Below are 17,328 nucleotides of genomic sequence, written 5' to 3'. Positions count from 1 at the left end.
TCCTCGTTTCATACTACTTTACTTAAGCCTTGCCTTTTCGTTGCGGCGATTGCATTCTCTCAGGCTCATGCTTCTTCTGTTCAAGAAATAGGACAAGTAATGGAATGGTAAATGTCCACGAAGACAAAATATAAAGAAAAACGTATGATGTTGTGTTCCATCGCAATAGGACAGAAATTAAAAAGAGAAGCAGCAGGGGTAAATAGCTGCAAAACAGCAGGTAACTAATCAAACTCATCCTCCTGAACGACCATTTTGTTTTACGAGTTATTCTGTCCGGAAGAGGAGCCATTCATGCGTCTTCAGTTCTTAAATGTTCCTGTTAAAGGTGTGCAGGTACATTTTCTTTTTTAAATAAGCTGTGTTAAAGTATGGATTGGAGTACTGTATCTTGATGATTATTGGAAGGAAATTGATATGAAATCGGCATGGAAAGTTCTTAAGGAACAGGTAAACAGCCTTTACTTGATCAGGCGCTTGTCCCTCTATGAGTTGAAAAGTGAGAATAATAATAATTACTTAGGCATGGCTTGGGTAATCATTAATCCGTTGATTCAGATTTTGATTTATTGGCTGGTTTTTGGTGAGATATTGGGAAGGAGCAAAGACATTCCGGTTGATAACGGAGTTCAAGCCCCATACATTGTCTGGCTAATCTCGGGAATTATTGTTTGGTTTTTTGTTCAGCCGGCCATTATCCAAGGATCAAAATCGATTTATTCGCGGATTCGCTTCATCGCCAAAATGAATTTTCCGATGAGCGCGATTCCCAGCTATGTCATTCTTGAAAAGTTTTATCAGCATTTAATGATCACGGGAATTGTTATTGTGATTCTGCAATTTACAGAGTATAAGATCAGTATCTATATGGTTCAGTTGCCCTATTTTATGTTTGCTGCACTGGCCTTTCTGTTTTCCGTATCATTAATCACGTCCACATTTTCTACGATTATTCGTGATGTGCACCAAGTTTTAATTTCGCTTATGCGAATGATGTTTTATCTGACACCCTTTCTATGGGAACCTGCCCGTCTTGTCCATGCAGGCCTCCTTGGTTACATTCAAAACATCCTGTTGCTGAATCCGATGTATTATCTTGTTCAAGGCTACCGATCTACATTGCTTGGCGCTTCATGGTACGGGATTGATCACATCGGCTACACGGCTTACTTTTGGGGCTTTGTTCTCGCAGCTTTACTGTTCGGTTCGGTTGTGCATCTGAAATTCAGAGATCATTTTGTAGATTATTTGTAAGGGGATCTCCATTCATGGAAAAATCGGTTATTGTAAAAGATGTAACAAAAAAATATAAAATGTACGCGAGAAGCTCAGAAAAAATATTAGATCTCATTTCCCCAAAAGGGTATGGCAAGTCTTTTTATGCGTTGCAAGGAATCAGCTTCGAAGCGAATAAAGGTGATGTGATCGGAATCATCGGCGTGAACGGTTCAGGAAAGTCGACGCTGTCTAATATTATTGCCGGAATTATTCCGCCTACCTCAGGCACGGTTGAAATTAAAGGGGAGGCAGCACTGATCGCGATTCAGTCCGGCTTGAAGAAAGAGCTGACCGGACGTGAGAATATTGAATTAAAATGTCTGATGCTTGGTTTTGACAAAAAGCAGATTATAGAATTGACACCGCAGATTATTGAATTTGCCGATATTGGCGATTTCATCGATCAGCCGGTGAAGACCTATTCGAGCGGAATGCGTTCGCGCCTCGGCTTTGCGATTTCCATCCATATCGACCCTGATATTCTTGTTATTGACGAAGCGCTATCTGTCGGTGACCAGACATTCGCGGACAAATGTCTGGATAAAATGAATGAATTCAAAGAAAAAGGTAAAACTATTTTCTTCATCAGTCATTCGATCAGCCAGATGAAGAAATTTTGTGAAAAGGCGCTCTGGATCCAATATGGACATGTGGAACGGTACGGACCAATGTCGGAAGTGATGCCAGAGTATGAGAATTTTATTAAAAAGTATAAAAAGATGACGAAGAAAGAGAAGAAAGCTTTTCAGGAAAGTGTGCAAAAGAGCCGAATGATGAATGCGTGAAAGGGATCTTAATCGAAGAAAAAGATTGCCTCTTTGCCGGTACCATGACAAAGAGGCAGCCTTCTCTTCATTCTTACACGTAAAAAATCCGCAAATTAATGCGGATATAAATAAAAAGTGAATTGGGGTTAGGGTTATTTGTACTATTGCCATATTTTTCTGCAATGAAACCTTTTTTGAAAAAATTTGCGATATAAGCTTGCTGAATTTTTTATTTATATGTGTATTGTAAGCGCTTTTATTGTATAATAGTGTTTAAAAATATAAGCCATGGGCATGATAATCGATACAAAAACTGATCGATTAAATCTTTCGTCTGAGCGTGGGATGTATTCGTATAGAAAGGAGGAAGGAAGCATGATTGAACAATCAAAATGTAACCGCTTGCTTAATCGTGATTCCGTTCATTCATGAATCACATTAATTTGTTGAGAAGGGCTGTTGAAAATCGAAAACGATACTTGATTCGCGAATTAAGAAGAAATTTCGTAGCGAAAGAGTCCGATCATTTAAATGAATGGACACTGTCCGAGTTGGAAAACGAGTGGAAAAATTATCGGAAAAGATGCGAAGAAGAAATCGGCTGAAAATAGAAATCCTGTAGTGACTATGAACCATCTTTTGTTAAAATAGGTTTAAAGATTGCAGAACGCAGGTGCGGAGGTAATGGCCAAATGAATCACGATCTCAGTTTTCCGGATTTTTATGGAAATAAAGTAACCCTTGCCCTTTTATCTTCACCTTTTTCAGCAGATCCAAGACATGTTTGGGTTCTATGCCGATTTCACTGCCAATGGCTGCTCACGATGCATTCAAGACGTGGACTTGAATTTCCCGGAGGTAAAGTAGAGCTTGGAGAACGGCCGGAGGAGGCGGCGAGAAGAGAGATTTTCGAAGAAACCGGTGCGCATGCAGCTCAGCTGTACTATATTGGGCAGTATCAAGTGGACGGTCGCGCTAAACGAATCATCAAGAATATTTACTTTGCGGAAATTGATCAAATAACCCTGAAAGAAAATTATTTAGAGACAGACGGACCGAGACTGATCAGCAACCTGCCGCATTTGATTAAGAATCAGGAACAGTATAGTTTTTTAATGAAAGATCAAGTGCTTGAGCTGTCGATGAAAGCGATCCGTCAAGGACGTTGGATGCCTGTGTCCGAATCCGAAGTACACATCTAAGACTAAGGCATATAAAAAGCTCCCTCCGAATTCGGAAGGGGCTGCTGCTTTTATTGAGTAATCGGTCCTGCGCTGCGGATGTTTTCAGGTACATGCCGAAATTGTTTGAAGTTCGTTTGAAACTTCTGAGCAAGCAGTTTCGCGCCCTGTTGATACGCAGATGGATTGCTCCATGTCTTCCATGGTATCAGTATTTGGTCAGGTACGCCGGGGCAGAATTGCGGAATTTGCAATCCGAATATCGGATCAGTAAACATGTTTTCTTTGTCAAGAAGTTCATTCAAGGCTGCATGAACCATTTGCCGTGTATAAGTAAGTTTTATTCGTTTGCCGACCCCATATGGGCCGCCAGTCCATCCGGTGTTGACCAGATAAACGCTTGCATTATGCTGTTTAATCAATGAGCCTAAAAATTCGGCATAGGTTATTGCCGGAAGCGGCATAAACGGCGCTCCGAAGCATGTGGAAAAAGTGGATTCAGGGGTTACAATTCCGCGCTCGGTGCCTGCAAGCTTACTTGTGTATCCCGAGAGAAATTGGTACATCGCCTGATCCGGTGACAGTACGCTGATTGGTGGGAGGACTCCGGACGCATCGGCTGTCAGAAAAATAATCGCTTTTGGATGTCCCCCGATGCTTGGAAGCAGTGCGTTTGCAACATTTTGCAGTGAATAGGCGGCACGCGTATTTTCTGTCAGCGCGTTACTGAAATAATCGGGTATGCGATCAACTTGAGAAATAATAACATTTTCAAGCACCGTACCGAATTGAATGCTGTCAAAAATTTGCGGCTCGTTTTCATGAGACAGGCGGCTCGTTTTTGCATAACACCCTCCCTCAAAATTAAACACACCGTCATTTGACCATCCGTGTTCGTCATCTCCGATCAACTGTCGGTCAGGCACATTGGAGAGCGTCGTCTTTCCGGTGCCGGATAAACCGAAAAAAAGAGCCGTATCGCCATTTCTGTCTTGATTTGCGGAGCAATGCATCGGCATCACTCCTTTTTGTGGCAGTAAGTAATTCATTACAGTAAATACCGATTTTTTGATTTCTCCCGCATATTCGGTACCGCCGATTAACACAATGCGGTACTTCATAGAAATAATAATAAATGCTTCAGAACGCGTACCATCAGTCAGAGGATCTGCTTTAAAGCATGGCGCAGACAGAACGGTAAAAGCTGCTTGATGATGTTCAAGTTCCAAATCAGATGGTTCGATAAATAATTGGCGGCAGAAGAGATTTTGCCACGCATGCTCATTAACAACTTGAATCGCAAGACGATGTTTTCGATCGGCTCCGGCAAAACCACGAAATATATATTTTTCTTGCCGATCACTTAAATAAGCAAACAGCTTTCGGTAAAGATTCAGGAAAACGGTTTCATTTGTATGCTGATTTTTGTCCCAGTCAACAGTATTACTTGTAACATCATCTTTCACAATAAATTTGTCTTTCGGAGAGCGTCCTGTATATTTCCCGGTCGTTACGGCAAGCGCGCCATTATTAACTAAAAGACCTTCATTCTTCTTCAAAGCGTGTTCAATGAGTTCAGGAACAGACAAATTAATAAATGGGGTTCCGGTACTGAGCAATTCAGAGATTGGGGTTTCTAAAAATGCATGCTTCATAAGAACATCCCTTTCTTTGTGAAGATATTCACTCATTCTTTATTATATAACACATTTTAATGATTGTAACCTACTAATAGTGTAATGATGATTCAGATATTCCGCAATCGTAAAGAGATCATGAATTAAAAAAGTTATGATGATCAATTTATTGATTCTCATGCGTTTAGTGGCTGATTGAATGGCTCGTCGAGAACCTAATATTTGATTGACAATTTTAATTCCCTGCGTTAAGATGGGGATTATACACGGCTGCTCTTATTCCGAGTAGGCAGAGGGACAGGCCCGATGAAGCCCGGCAACCGGCCGAATAACGGTACGGTGCTAACCTGCAGAGAAAAGAGAGATCTCCATTTTCTCTGATAATAAGAGGCGCGCGATAAGAATCGGCCTATCCATTAGTGGAGCGGGCTTTTTTCATGCCTTGAAAACAAAAGCAGAGGGATCGGGTACCGTTGACACCATTTTGTATATAATGTTTGAAAGGCAGGGTGAAGGAAAATGACAAAGAAGTATTCAAGAAGATTATTCACTTCTGAATCGGTAACTGAGGGGCATCCGGATAAAATCTGTGATCAGATTTCAGATGCGATTCTTGATGAACTGCTGAAGGGGGATCCAAATGCCAGGGTCGCATGTGAGACAGTTGTTAATACCGGACTTGTCCTTGTGACCGGTGAAATATCTACGTCCACTTATGTGGATATCCCGAAAGTTGTTCGCAAGACAATTAAAGAGATCGGCTATGACAACGCGAAATACGGGTTTGACGCATCGAACTGTGCAATTATGACTTCGATTGAGGAACAGTCGGCCGATATCGCGCAAGGCGTCGACAAAGCGCTTGAGGCACGCGAGGGAATGATGTCGGAGGATGAAATTGAAGCGATCGGTGCCGGGGATCAAGGCTTAATGTTTGGATTCGCTGTCAATGAAACACCTGAATTGATGCCTCTTCCTGTATCACTTGCACATAAATTAGCGAAGAGATTGGCTGATGTTCGGAAAGACAACACAATTGGCTATCTTCGCCCGGACGGAAAGACTCAAGTAACGGTTGAATATGACGAAGGTGGACATCCGGCACGTATCGATACAATTGTTATTTCGGCGCAGCATGATCCGGAAGCGACTGAAGCACAGATCAAAAAGGATATTCATGAGTTTGTCATTAATCCAACCGTTCCGGAGCAGCTTATTGACGAGAAAACGAAATTCTTCATTAATCCGACCGGACGCTTTGTCATCGGCGGCCCTCAAGGAGATGCCGGCCTGACCGGACGAAAAATTATCGTTGACACATATGGCGGATATGCACGGCATGGAGGCGGCGCTTTCTCAGGAAAGGATGCCACAAAGGTCGACCGCTCAGCTTCCTATGCGGCAAGATACGTAGCAAAGAACATTGTTGCGGCCGGTCTTGCAGAAAAGTGCGAAGTGCAGCTTGCCTATGCGATCGGTGTTGCTGAGCCGGTATCCATTTCGGTAGCCACGTTCGGCACTGGCCAGGCAACTGAAGAACAGCTTGTTCAGTTAATTCGGCGCAACTTTGATCTCCGCCCGGCAGGTATTATTAAAATGCTTGATTTGCGAAGGCCGATTTATCGCCAGACGGCGGCGTACGGACATTTTGGACGTACGGATGTTGAACTTCCTTGGGAAAAGACGGACAAAGCGGATTTGCTGAAAAGGCAGATTATTTCGGATTTTCAGACGCATTGAACATGTATACTCAGAAACGCTTTTTACGCCTTATGGGTGTAAAAAGCGTTTTTCTTTACAAGATAAGAAAGTTTAGCCTTTTGGCTTGGTCATAAGATTCAGTTGGGCGATCAGGTAAGTGCCTAATCTGAGAAATAACCGGAAAAATTCCGCTTAATTCGAAAATGAATGAAAAAATCGATTAAATAGACGGAGAAATTCCGCTTATCGAATCGAAAAACGTGAAAATGGAGGGCTTTTCTTTGAATAAGCGGAAAAATTACCCTTATTTCCCGTGAAACAAGCGCTATGATACATATAATCGGAAAATCTCCGCTTATTTTACTTCGTTACTTAATAAAGGACCAAAGCGATTTATCAAATAGACATGTCTGTTGAAGGTTGATGATTCAAAACCGCATTTGGAGTAAAGGGAACTTTCGCTAAATACGCATACGTCCTGATGCAACGCGAAAGTCATCACACCCTGTGAAAGTACGTCCTGCACGCAACGCATCCTGCGGGAGTAAGGATCAGGCGCTTTTTGCCCGATTTTTCTAATTAGATCGCATAAGCAGAATGATCGTTTGCTATAATAGATGGTAAGTAAGGAGATTGCCCGAACGTTATTAAGTACAAGAGCGTCTCTATAGGGAGGCAAAATGATGACCGTACCGTCCAGACCGATTAAATTAATGGCACAAATCTATAGAAAAGTGCTTCCCGAAGTACATGGTGATCTTGCAAAATGGAAGAAGCGCGCGGAGGAAATCCCTGATACTGAATTGCGCAAGCAGGCACTCGCAAGTATTAAAACGAAAACCTTTCACTGTGAAGGAGGATCCATTTACGGCCTTTTAGCTGAGGGGCACATGAAGGAGATAATTTCGTTCATTGTCGCTTATCAAACGATCAGTGATTATTTGGACAACTTATGTGACCGAAGCACGTCGCTTGATCCGGCTGATTTTCGCTGTTTGCATCAATCGATGCTGAACGCATTGACTCCCGGCGCCGGACCGGAGGATTACTACAAACATCGCAGTTCAAGCAATGATGGAGGGTATCTTCAAGACCTTGTGTCTGAATGCCAGACGGTACTCAGCCAACTTTCGGCATTGGAACGCATTCAGCCTGCGCTTCATGAGTTAGCCGGGTTTTATTGCGATCTTCAGGTGCATAAGCATGTGACGAAAGATCAGCGCGTCCCGCGGCTTATTGAATGGTTTCAAAAAAATAAAGCCCATCTCCCTGAGATGAGCTGGTATGAATTTGCCGCATGCTCTGGATCGACACTGGGTATCTTTTGCATCGTCTCTTATGCGGCTTCGCGCGGCAGCGAAATGGGACAACTTGTGGGTCGGATCAAAGACAGCTATTTCCCTTGGGTTCAGGGACTTCATATTTTAATGGATTATTTTGTCGATCAGGAAGAAGACCGGATTGAAGGCGACTTGAATTTCTGTTCCTATTATTGCAGCAATGAGGAAATGATCAGCCGCTTCAAACATTTTATTGAAGAAGCAGACGCGGCGATTGAAAATATGCCGAATAAAAATTTTCATAAAATGATTAATCGCGGGCTGCTCGGTATTTATCTTGCTGATCGAAAAGTCGCACGCCAACGCAATGTTCGAGTGCTTGCGCGAAAGCTGATCTGCAAGTCTGGAGCAAGCGCTTTGTTCTTCTTTATCAATGGCTGGATCTACCGGAGAATCCGGCAGAGTATTTAGTTTTTCGCAGAATAACCGGCAACCGGACGGACGAATTTGCCTTGCCAGCTGTCGCGCCTTGTCAGTTCATCGTCAATCGCGTCAAGCACTTCCCATTTGTTTAAGCTCCACATCGGACCGATCATTAAATCAGCGGGTCCGTCTCCCGTCAATCGGTGGATGATCATGTCAGGCGGGAGCATTTCCAACTGATCACAGACAAGGTTGACGTATGTTTTAAAATCAAGGAATTGCAGCAATCCTTTTTCATATTGCTTGACCATGGCTGTTTTTTTTAACAGATGGAGCAGATGAATCTTTATGCCTTGTATGTCGAGCTTCGCAACTGCTTTTGCTGTTTCAAGCATCATTTCCGTTGTTTCACGCGGCAGCCCATCAATAATATGAACACAGATGGGAATGTTATGCTTGCGCAGCTTTTCAACACCTTGAGTAAAGCAGTCGTAATCATGAGCACGATTAATCAGACGCCCGGTTTCGTCATGAACGGTTTGAAGGCCAAGTTCAAGCCAAAGAAATGTGCGCTCATTTAATTCGGCAAGATAGTCAATGACATCGTCCGGCAGACAGTCCGGGCGTGTAGCGATCGAAAGTCCGACAACGCCTTCTTGTTCCAAAATCACCTCATAGCTTTCACGGAGGACATCAACAGGCGCGTATGTGTTTGTAAACGCTTGAAAATAGCCGATGTATTTGTCGGCGTGCGGCCATTTTTTTTTCATCTGTTCTCTGATTGCAGTAAACTGAGTTGTCAAATCATCACGCCGGCTGCCCGCGAAGTCGCCGGATCCTTTCTGACTGCAAAAGGTGCATCCGCCCCAGGCCACTTTGCCGTCTCGGTTGGGACAGTCAAAGCCTCCGTCGAGCGGAACTTTAAAAACCTTGCTTCCAAATCTGCGCCTTAAGTAAGTATTCCAAGTATAATATCGTTTATCCGGACCATAATGTGCCGGCCATTTTTGTTCAGTCAAGTTGCAGGCTCCTTTCGCTAACCTATCGCACATTCTAGCAAACATTCAGGGAAATATAAAGCAAGCGAACAGTCGGTTTAAAAAAACGATAACTGTGTATACCTACCATTACTGTGCACAATTTATATGAAACGGATTTGAGCCGATATGCGTGGTTGCATTAAAATTCATCGAATAGCACCTGAAACGGAAAAAGGTTCAACGAATACAACGCACAAGAAGAGATAGAATAATGATTTGTTGCTTTTTCAGCATAAATCGCCTTTTTGTTCAAACCTGAGTTGACATCTCCTGCTAATATCAATAAAATGGAAACACAACCTTATTAATGAAACGACAATGATGGAGAAAAGTAGCTTGTGATCCGCTTTCAGAGAACCGACGTTTGGTGCAAGCCGGTACGGAGAAAAGTGAACTCGCTCCTTGAGTTGCGAACGCAGCCCTTAAATGGGCACTTCGCCGCAAACCTGCGTTATGGGGTCAACAAGCGAGCGAACGGCAGGCAGTAGCCGTTGCTAATTTGGGTGGTACCGCGGGAATTTGACTTAAGCATCAACCTCAACCTCTCGTCCCTAACAACGAGTTAAGGGCGGGAGGTTTTTATATTTTTTGGCTCGTTAACCCGTTTTATAGAAAACCTTAGTTCTTCTCATACTGGCATCGCTCGTCTTTAACCATGTGTTTATTTTTTATCTGTAAAAGGAGGAACTTGCCATGGCAATGGCTTTTGATCATCAAAAAATTGAAGCGAAGTGGCAAAAATATTGGGATGATCATCAAACCTTTAATACTGATGATGATTCCGATAAGCCGAAATACTATGTACTTGATATGTTCCCGTATCCATCAGGAAAAGGACTGCATGTCGGTCATCCCGAAGGCTATACGGCGACTGATATTATGGCACGTATGAAGCGGATGCAGGGCTTTGAGGTGCTGCATCCGATGGGCTGGGATGCATTCGGGCTCCCTGCGGAACAATATGCTCTTGACACCGGTCATGATCCGGCGGACTTTACCGAGCAGAACATTGCAACATTCAAGAGACAGATTAAATCGCTTGGTTTCTCGTATGACTGGAATCGTGAAATCAATACAACGGATCCAGGCTACTACAAATGGACACAATGGATTTTTCTTCAGCTCTACAAAAAGGGGCTGGCATATATCGCAGAAGTACCTGTAAACTGGTGCCCGGCTCTTGGAACGGTGCTTGCTAATGAGGAGGTCATCGACGGCAAGAGCGAGCGCGGCGGGTTTCCTGTTGTGCGTAAACCGATGAGACAGTGGATGCTGAAAATTACGGCTTACGCCGATCGGCTGCTGGACGATCTGGACGATCTCGACTGGCCGAAAAGTATTAAAGATATGCAGCGGCACTGGATCGGGCGTTCGGAAGGTGCCGAGGTTCAATTTAAGATCGACGGACATAAAGATGAGTATGTCACGATTTTCACGACACGTCCGGATACGCTGTTCGGTGCAACCTATATGGTGCTCGCCCCTGAACACAAACTTGTCGACAAAATTGTCACAGCGGAATATCAGGCAGAGGTCGATCAATATCGTTCGAAAGTCGCCGCCAAAAGCGATCTTGAACGTACCGATCTCAATAAAACGAAAACCGGTGCTTTCACCGGTGCTTACGCAGTCAATCCGGTTAACGGTGAGAAAGTACCCGTTTGGATTGCGGATTACGTCCTGATTACTTATGGATCAGGGGCGATTATGGCGGTTCCTGGGCATGATGACCGCGACTATGAATTCGCGACAAAATTTCACCTGCCAATTATTGAAGTTGTTGCAGGCGGCGATCTGTCGAAAGAAGCATATACCGGTGACGGCAAGCATGTAAATTCCGGCTTCCTTGACGGACTTGGCAAAAAAGAAGCCATCACAAAAATGATTGACTGGCTGGAAGATCACAAGGTCGGGAAACGGAAGGTGACTTATCGGCTGCGTGACTGGCTGTTCAGCCGCCAACGCTATTGGGGCGAGCCGATTCCGATCATCCATATGGGAGACGGATCGCTTAAAGCGGTTCCTGAAAAAGAGCTCCCTCTGCGTCTGCCGAAGACGGAAAACATCAAACCCTCCGGCACCGGTGAATCGCCGCTGGCAAATGATACGGACTGGATTAATATCGTTGATCCGGAAACCGGTATGAAGGGTCGCCGTGAAACCAATACGATGCCTCAATGGGCAGGCAGCAGCTGGTACTTTCTTCGTTATGTTGACCCGCGTAATAGAGAAAAGCTTGCTGATCCGAATAAATTAAAGCGCTGGATGTCTGTGGATCTGTACGTTGGCGGGGCCGAACATGCCGTGCTTCACCTGCTGTATGCACGTTTCTGGCATAAAGCGCTTTATGATCTTGGCGTTGTACCGACCAAAGAGCCGTTCCAGAAACTGGTCAACCAAGGCATGATTCTCGGAACAAATCATGAGAAAATGAGCAAGTCAAAAGGCAATGTGATTAATCCGGATGATATCGTCGCTTCTCACGGTGCAGACACACTTCGGCTGTATGAAATGTTTATGGGGCCAATCGATGCAGCCAAGCCTTGGTCGGAAAAAGGAATCGACGGATCCCGCCGGTTCCTTGACCGGGTATGGCGGCTGTTTGTTACTGCGGAAGGCAGTATTTCCGAGGCAGTGGCGGAGAAAGCAGCTCCAAACGAAGATTTCGAGAAAGGCTATCATCTGACTGTGAAAAAGGTAACCGAAGACTTTGCCGCGATGCATTTTAATACCGGTATTGCCCAGATGATGACCTTCATCAATGAGGCATATAAGCAGGATCAAATTCCGACTTATATGGCTGAAGGATTTATTCAGCTGCTTTCACCGGTTGCACCGCATATCAGTGAAGAAATCTGGTCACTGCTCGGTCATGACCAATCTGTTGAAAAATCCGCATGGCCGGCCTATGATGCGCAGAAGCTTGTTGAAGATCAGATCGAAATTATTGTTCAGGTGAACGGCAAAATTCGTGCACGTTTTCAAGTTGAAAAAGGAGCATCCAGAGATGAACTCCAGAACAAGGCGATGAACAATACAAACGTTAAGGCGCAGCTTGAGGGTAAAACGGTTAAGAAAATCGTTGCAGTTCCTGATAAACTCGTTAATATTGTTGCCAAGTAAACCTTAGCACCAGCATAAAAACCGCTCTTAATGCGAAAGCATAAGAGCGGTTTTTTACTACTGCTGTCGGTTCGTTTATCGAACCAACAGCAAAGACAAAATGTGACAAATCATGCAAGAGATCGCCAAGAAATCTCGTATGAACGGCAGAATGTGGTAAAATACTAAGAGTTGTGGGCAGTTCGCCCAATTGAAGATTTAGGAGCGTTGACAGATGTCCGCATCAACCATGGTTCGTGGAGCTGTGATTCTCACAGTTGCTTCGTTTGTATCAAGATTACTGGGTATTCTATTTGTTATTCCGTACAATGCGATGACCGGAACGGAAGGTTCTTTCCTTTACCAGTACGCTTATACCCCTTATGGAATCATGCTGAGTGTTTCGACCATGGGACTGCCGCTCGCGGTTTCAAAATTTGTATCCAAATATAATTCGCTTGGCGATTACGAATCCGGAAAGCGTCTTTTTAAGTCAGGAATCGTTCTGATGTCCGTGACAGGAATTGTCGGCTTCCTCATTCTTTTTTTGGGGGCGCCGTATATCGTAGCATCTTATGGCATACCTGACAAATCAGACATAGCGAATGTAATCATGGTCACCCGAGTAGTGAGTATTGCCATTCTTGTGGTACCGGTAATGAGTCTGATGCGCGGTTACTTTCAGGGGTTCCAGTCTATGGGGCCTACTGCTGTTTCACAGGTTGTTGAACAAATTGTTCGCGTTGCTTTCATCTTAATCGGTGCTTTCCTGGTTATGAATGTTTTAAAAGGAACGGCAGTTACCGCAGCCGCGTTGGCCACCTTTGCAGCATTTGTCGGAGCGGTTGGCGGTTTGTACGTCATGCTGCATTACTGGGTACGGAGACGAAAATATTTAGATAATATGCAGCAGCAGAGAGTGCATCGTTACCGAATCTCCTATCTGTCCATGTATAAGGAGCTTGTTACGTATGCTGTCCCCTTTGTGGCGGTCGGTATCTCAATGCAGCTCTATCAGCTCATTGATCAGGCTATGGCCTATCACTATCTGGAATATTCCGGGAAAGTAACCAAAAAGATCATTACCGACCTGACAATGAATGACCAAAAAATGGTGATGATTCCGGTTACGCTTGCAACATCACTTGCGGTCAGTGCAGTTCCGGCAATTATTAAATCCTACTCCACAGGGAAAATTACAGACGTGAATCATAAAATCACTCAGGCCTTTGAACTTGTTTTGTTTCTTACGGTTCCGGCATCCATTGGACTTTCCATTCTAGGATATATGGTGCATGGTTTGCTTTTTGAGATTAAGCCGGAAGATTTGCTCATTGGCGGACGAGTGCTGCAATGGTATGCACCGACAGCTATCTTTTTCGCACTTTTCCAAGTGACGGCGTCGATTCTGCAGGGAATTAATCATCAACGTGTTACACTGATCAGTCTTCTGGCAGGCGTGATTGTCAAAATTTTATTGAACCCGGTATTTATGAAATTTTTTGGGATGGTGGGCCCGGTCATTGCGACGAATGTCGGCTACACACTTTGTATTTTAATTAATTTGATTGCAATAAAGAAGGCGACCGATTATCATTATTCACAGATTGCGCGGCAAACAGTTCATATTGTCGGCTATACAATCATCATGTGTTTGGTTATTCAACTTGTTTTCCTGCTCTTTGGCGGGAACGTGCCGAACGGACGCGGTGTTGCGTTCATTGTAGTCATTCTAAGCGTCTTATTGGGTGCTGCTGTCTATCTGATCCTTGCACGATGGACCGGGCTGCTCAGACGAATCACCGGAGGACTCAGAGGACGAAGAGATAATCGCTTGTAAAAAAGGAAATTCGGAGCTAGCTCCGAATTTCCTTTTATTATTGTTATCTCGGCGGAAATCCTGGCATGCCGATTGGCGGGACTGGAAACCCGAGCCGGCGTTCAATGGAACGTACTCTTCGATCAAGATTTTGGAGCTCCCGTTGAAAGAGATCCTGCTGCCGTTCAATCTGCCTAAGGCGGCGCTCGAGCTGCTGAGGATTGAAAAAGGGCGGCTGCATCTGCCTTTTGTCTTCAGAAGGAGCGTTCCAGATAAAACTGTTTTCTGCATAGGGGTTTCCCAATTGTTGGGCAGATTGAGGAAATTTCTGATTCATGTCAGTCTGATTAGGAAGTGTTGGTGGCGTGTTCTGAAAGTCTGCTTGATTCGGACGGTCAATCCGTCCTCTGGGAGCTGATGAAGGTTGAAAAGCGCTGGCGTCTTGCGGAAACGCATTGCTGTTTGAAAACATAGATAGGTTCCTCCTTGATAAATTAAATCGAGCTATTCACCTATAGTCTATGTTTAAGGATGCACTTTGCCATGCGTTTCGCTTTTTGAACAACCGGCAAATAAAAAAGAGCTGTTCTACGCAGCTCACGAAACTTTAACTCGTTTCTTTGTCACGGCCCATTGTCCCTTTCGGGGACTTTGAACCAAATCATTATAGGTTAAAATATTCAAGTCTCTTTGCATTGTTCTCTGTGTCATGTCAAATTCTTCAACCAGCTCTTTCGTCGTAACCACACCTTGTTTGCGAATGAACAAATATACGGATCTAACGCGATTTAGCATTCGATCAGTTGAAGGACTCAAATCATCACTCCCTAGATTATTTATCAATAAAAGAAAGATCTCTTATTGAGCGAAATATTCAAGCAAGAGTCCGTACACAGAGTTTCGAAAATGCCGAAACATCTCAAATAAAATACGTTGGCCATTTGGTCGTCCGCATTACGAAAAAAGCAGGCTGAATCATGAACCAAATGGATTTTTCAAGTTGAGAAGTCACATAATTTTCTGTTAACAGTTTAAATATAACTCATTAAATGAAAAAGTCAAATGCTTTTTTTATTATTTTGCTGATGCTTAAATTCAGATGATGTTTCTTTGCCTGTTTATCACCGGTTTGCTGAACGTTGAAGTCAAAATGTTTGATTATTTAGAGTTGAAAAGAACAACAAAGGGAAATAAAAAACCTCCGAGTTTCATACAAACGGAGGTTAAGGATTTAATGAATTATCGTGGGAAAATGTCTCCGGATAAATAACGCTCACCAGTATCGTTAATGACGCAAACCACCACATCATTTGGTTTATAACGCCTTGCAACCTGAAGCGCAACATAAACAGATGCACCTGAAGAAGGACCGCACAGAATGCCTTCTTCACTTGCTAATCTGCGTGTCATTTCATAAGCATCTTCATCACTGACGTCAATAACTTCATCAATAAGTGACATGTCCATTGTGTTGGGGATAAATCCGGGGCTGGTACCGACGATTTTATGGCGCCCCGGTTTTCCGCCGGTGTACACCGGCGATCCGGCAGGTTCGCAGATGTGTATGGTCAAATCGGGAAATGCGTCTTTTAGAGCTCTCCCGGCTCCGGAGACGGTGCCGCCTGTTCCGGCAGTTCCGACAAAGGCTCGCAATGGGCGATTGAGCGTCTGGATATCTTTTATAATTTCCACACCCGTTGTTTTTTGATGGGCCTCCGGATTTGCCTGATTTTCAAATTGCATCGGCATATAACTGTTCGGCATTATATCGGCCAGCTGACGAGCTTTCTTTATTGCGCCGGGCATTTTGTCTTTACCCGGAGTCAGTACTACTTCCGCTCCAAAGGCTTTTAATAAATTGATTCGCTCTTGCGTCATTGTATCGGGCATTACGATAATTGCCTGATAACCGCGTGCAACGGCGACCATCGCAAGACCGATCCCCATATTTCCCGAAGTCGGTTCAATAATGGTTGCCCCTTTCGTAATGATACCTTGACGTTCGGCATCGAGAATCATATACAATGCTGCGCGGTCTTTTACGCTTTTTGTGGGATTAAAGTATTCTAATTTTGCATAAATGTCTGCGCCGTTCGGATCGGGCAGCCGATTCAGTCGAACCATAGGCGTTTCGCCGACCAGTTCGTCAATGGATGGGACAATTTTTGTCATAATGACCTCTCTTTTCTTTAATCAATCTCTGTAAAAATCATTTTTTTAAAGTATCGTGATGTTACAGCGAACAAAAAGGTGCATGTCCAATTAATTGTGATTGCTTCATCAGCAAAGCTGCAACCAATACGCACGCACTATTCCAATTGAATTAGTTTTATTATACAGGATTTACAGAGGCTGAGTCGACCGCTGTTGCATGATTTTCCAATTTCCAATTATAGAGATAAATTTTATAATGAAAACGCAGATTAATGAATGGTGGTTCTCAAATAAGTTCTGGTTAATGAATCGTTTATCTTTTCATAGGAGCGGTCTTTGATTAACGTGTGGGAGATGCTTAATCACTATTTTCTCGCGATCACGTTTGCTGAAACATTAAGAATGATGCCTTGTTAGCCGTTCTATTGATAAACGGAAAATGAATTTGTCAGATCTTCATTGTACCATTTTTTTTGGTGTACTTATAAAGAAAAAGAGCGGCAGTAATTCAGGCTGCTCCTTAAACTTCGTGTCGGCACCATTCGTTTGACTTTCGGGAATTGATGGCTTTGGTAGGTCGGCCGTGCGTTCTTTTGCTTCACGCCTCCCGAATCAAGAACTGCATTAGTTAAGAAATAATTTTGGACAAGGGTATCCGTGATTGGTTGCCAAATGGAACAGTGGTTGTTCTATCTACAATTTCTTTAGCAAGGCGTTGGACTGGTGAATGGATCCATGAATCTGCCGCGAACGATCAGGAAAATCATGGGAGGATTGCGTGATGATCCTTTTTAAAGTTCAGCCTGAGCGGCCGCCTCATTATCTACCGGTCTCTGAATTTCCTTTACCAGGTGAATAAAAGCTTCGCCTAAACGGAGTTTTGAATTAAAATAAAGTGAGAACGAAGTGAATCTTAACGAAGCGAAGCTTTGAACAACGCTGGCAG

General features: G+C 43.8%; 14 protein-coding genes, 1 riboswitch and 1 other annotated feature. Of the genes, 8 read left to right on the top strand and 6 right to left on the bottom strand.

The genetic code is table 11. The features are described from left to right. Positions 1 to 22 precede the first annotated feature (22 nt). Entirely contained in the window at positions 23 to 232 is a 210-nt protein-coding gene (locus tag NIE88_RS03825) for a hypothetical protein (RefSeq protein WP_253059022.1), read from the bottom strand. Between the two features lie 185 nt (positions 233 to 417). Between NIE88_RS03825 and NIE88_RS03820 the strand changes: the two genes are divergently transcribed. The 4 genes from NIE88_RS03820 to ytkD all read left to right on the top strand — a co-directional run bounded on the left by NIE88_RS03820 (position 418) and on the right by ytkD (position 3,247). Next, positions 418 to 1,254, top strand: coding sequence for an ABC transporter permease (locus tag NIE88_RS03820; protein WP_253059020.1), 837 nt, complete (start codon positions 418 to 420; stop codon positions 1,252 to 1,254). Between the two features lie 14 nt (positions 1,255 to 1,268). Further along, entirely contained in the window at positions 1,269 to 2,063 is a 795-nt protein-coding gene (gene tagH, locus NIE88_RS03815) for a teichoic acids export ABC transporter ATP-binding subunit TagH (protein WP_253059018.1), read from the top strand. 410 nt (positions 2,064 to 2,473) lie between these two features. Next, entirely contained in the window at positions 2,474 to 2,650 is a 177-nt protein-coding gene (locus tag NIE88_RS03810; RefSeq protein WP_253059014.1) for a Fur-regulated basic protein FbpA, read from the top strand. An 87-nt stretch (positions 2,651 to 2,737) separates the two neighbouring features. Beyond that, the gene (gene ytkD, locus NIE88_RS03805; RefSeq protein ID WP_253059011.1) at positions 2,738 to 3,247 is read left to right on the top strand and encodes an RNA deprotection pyrophosphohydrolase; all 510 of its coding nucleotides are present in this window, start codon (positions 2,738 to 2,740) and stop codon (positions 3,245 to 3,247) included. Positions 3,248 to 3,297: 50 nt separating this feature from the next. On the opposite strand, the gene pckA is transcribed toward ytkD, so the two are convergent. After that, entirely contained in the window at positions 3,298 to 4,881 is a 1,584-nt protein-coding gene (gene pckA / locus NIE88_RS03800; protein ID WP_253059009.1) for a phosphoenolpyruvate carboxykinase (ATP), read from the bottom strand. Positions 4,882 to 5,136: 255 nt separating this feature from the next. Continuing rightward, positions 5,137 to 5,253, top strand: a riboswitch (SAM riboswitch). 129 nt (positions 5,254 to 5,382) lie between these two features. Between pckA and metK the strand changes: the two genes are divergently transcribed. Beyond that, positions 5,383 to 6,603 carry a methionine adenosyltransferase gene (gene metK / locus NIE88_RS03795; protein ID WP_253059007.1) on the top strand — a complete coding sequence of 407 codons (1,221 nt, stop codon included), beginning with the start codon at positions 5,383 to 5,385 and terminating at the stop codon, positions 6,601 to 6,603. Positions 6,604 to 7,247: 644 nt separating this feature from the next. Continuing rightward, entirely contained in the window at positions 7,248 to 8,315 is a 1,068-nt protein-coding gene (tbcS, locus tag NIE88_RS03790; RefSeq protein WP_253058996.1) for a tetraprenyl-beta-curcumene synthase, read from the top strand. Here the strand turns inward: tbcS and mnmL are convergent. Further along, on the bottom strand, positions 8,312 to 9,286 hold the full coding sequence (gene mnmL, locus NIE88_RS03785; protein WP_253058994.1) for a tRNA modification radical SAM protein MnmL/YtqA: 975 nt from the start codon (positions 9,284 to 9,286) through the stop codon (positions 8,312 to 8,314). The genes tbcS and mnmL overlap by 4 nt on opposite strands. Positions 9,287 to 9,616: 330 nt before the next feature. Then, positions 9,617 to 9,863 (top strand) — a binding site (T-box leader). 143 nt (positions 9,864 to 10,006) lie between these two features. Here mnmL and leuS point away from each other — a divergent pair. Together leuS and NIE88_RS03775 are read left to right on the top strand one after the other, a co-directional pair. Then, on the top strand, positions 10,007 to 12,430 hold the full coding sequence (gene leuS / locus NIE88_RS03780) for a leucine--tRNA ligase (RefSeq protein ID WP_253059233.1): 2,424 nt from the start codon (positions 10,007 to 10,009) through the stop codon (positions 12,428 to 12,430). Positions 12,431 to 12,644: 214 nt separating this feature from the next. Further along, positions 12,645 to 14,249 (top strand): putative polysaccharide biosynthesis protein, encoded by a 1,605-nt coding sequence (locus tag NIE88_RS03775; RefSeq protein WP_253058992.1) that lies wholly within the window; start codon positions 12,645 to 12,647, stop codon positions 14,247 to 14,249. A gap of 43 nt (positions 14,250 to 14,292) precedes the next feature. On the opposite strand, the gene NIE88_RS03770 is transcribed toward NIE88_RS03775, so the two are convergent. The 3 genes from NIE88_RS03770 to cysK form a co-directional block, all read right to left on the bottom strand. Then, entirely contained in the window at positions 14,293 to 14,700 is a 408-nt protein-coding gene (locus NIE88_RS03770) for a hypothetical protein (protein WP_253058990.1), read from the bottom strand. A 125-nt stretch (positions 14,701 to 14,825) separates the two neighbouring features. After that, positions 14,826 to 15,044 (bottom strand): DeoR family transcriptional regulator, encoded by a 219-nt coding sequence (locus NIE88_RS03765; RefSeq protein ID WP_253058988.1) that lies wholly within the window; start codon positions 15,042 to 15,044, stop codon positions 14,826 to 14,828. A gap of 423 nt (positions 15,045 to 15,467) precedes the next feature. After that, positions 15,468 to 16,400, bottom strand: a complete 933-nt coding sequence (gene cysK, locus NIE88_RS03760; protein ID WP_253058986.1) for a cysteine synthase A — start codon at positions 16,398 to 16,400, stop codon at positions 15,468 to 15,470. Positions 16,401 to 17,328: the final 928 nt, after the last annotated feature.

The sequence above is a fragment of the Sporolactobacillus shoreicorticis genome (assembly GCF_024125445.1).
GTDB lineage: Bacteria > Bacillota > Bacilli > Bacillales > Sporolactobacillaceae > Sporolactobacillus > Sporolactobacillus shoreicorticis.
Note: the sequence above shows the minus strand (reverse complement) of the source record. Positions and strands in the feature narration are given on the sequence as shown.

Coding starts and splice junctions, on each gene's coding strand:
- NIE88_RS03820 (WP_253059020.1), top strand. CDS start 418: ATGAAATCGGCATGGAAAGTTCTTAAGGAACAGGTAAACAGCCTTTAC.
- tagH (WP_253059018.1), top strand. CDS start 1,269: ATGGAAAAATCGGTTATTGTAAAAGATGTAACAAAAAAATATAAAATG.
- NIE88_RS03810 (WP_253059014.1), top strand. CDS start 2,474: ATGAATCACATTAATTTGTTGAGAAGGGCTGTTGAAAATCGAAAACGA.
- ytkD (WP_253059011.1), top strand. CDS start 2,738: ATGAATCACGATCTCAGTTTTCCGGATTTTTATGGAAATAAAGTAACC.
- pckA (WP_253059009.1), bottom strand. CDS start 4,881: ATGAAGCATGCATTTTTAGAAACCCCAATCTCTGAATTGCTCAGTACC.
- metK (WP_253059007.1), top strand. CDS start 5,383: ATGACAAAGAAGTATTCAAGAAGATTATTCACTTCTGAATCGGTAACT.
- tbcS (WP_253058996.1), top strand. CDS start 7,248: ATGACCGTACCGTCCAGACCGATTAAATTAATGGCACAAATCTATAGA.
- leuS (WP_253059233.1), top strand. CDS start 10,007: ATGGCTTTTGATCATCAAAAAATTGAAGCGAAGTGGCAAAAATATTGG.
- NIE88_RS03775 (WP_253058992.1), top strand. CDS start 12,645: ATGTCCGCATCAACCATGGTTCGTGGAGCTGTGATTCTCACAGTTGCT.
- NIE88_RS03770 (WP_253058990.1), bottom strand. CDS start 14,700: ATGTTTTCAAACAGCAATGCGTTTCCGCAAGACGCCAGCGCTTTTCAA.
- cysK (WP_253058986.1), bottom strand. CDS start 16,400: ATGACAAAAATTGTCCCATCCATTGACGAACTGGTCGGCGAAACGCCT.